This window comes from Bradyrhizobium sp. NBAIM08 (assembly GCF_020193935.1).
In the GTDB taxonomy this organism is placed as follows: domain Bacteria; phylum Pseudomonadota; class Alphaproteobacteria; order Rhizobiales; family Xanthobacteraceae; genus Bradyrhizobium; species Bradyrhizobium yuanmingense.
The window spans coordinates 1-444 of sequence record NZ_JADYVR010000394.1 but is presented as its reverse complement, the minus strand read 5'-3'; the positions used below and the strand labels follow the sequence as shown (position 1 = coordinate 444).

Annotated in this window: 1 protein-coding gene; it reads right to left on the bottom strand. The window is 70.0% G+C overall.

The window, feature by feature from the left end:
- The coding region (locus I6F37_RS40080; RefSeq protein ID WP_225154389.1) for a cyclopropane-fatty-acyl-phospholipid synthase family protein at positions 1-444 on the bottom strand (444 nt) is incomplete at both ends.

Below are 444 nucleotides of genomic sequence, written 5' to 3'. Positions count from 1 at the left end.
ACGTGGATCATCGTCGCGGCGTCGAAGGCGGCAGCGTCGAACCGCAGCGACAGCGCGCTCGCCAGTTCGAACGAAACCCTGTCGGTGAGGCCGCAGCGCGCCGTCAGGCTATTGGCGACGTCGACATAGCTCTCGGTGATGTCGACGCCGACGACCGTGCAGCCATGCGCCTCGGCGCAGTAGCGCGCCGGACCGCCGAGGCCGGAGCCGATGTCCAGCACCCGCATCCCGGGCTTCAGCCCGAGATCGCCTGCGAGCGCGACCGTCGCGGCACGCCAGCCGAGATGGAACTCGTCGCCGGCCGACAGATCGGCCGGCGTCAGCCGGTCGATGTCCTTGCCGGCGGCGGCCAGCGCCGCGAGGATTTTCTGCTCGAGGTCGGTTCGGCCATAGTGCTCGGCGACCTGGCGCTCGGTATCCATCGGCATCGGCTCCATGCGGGCT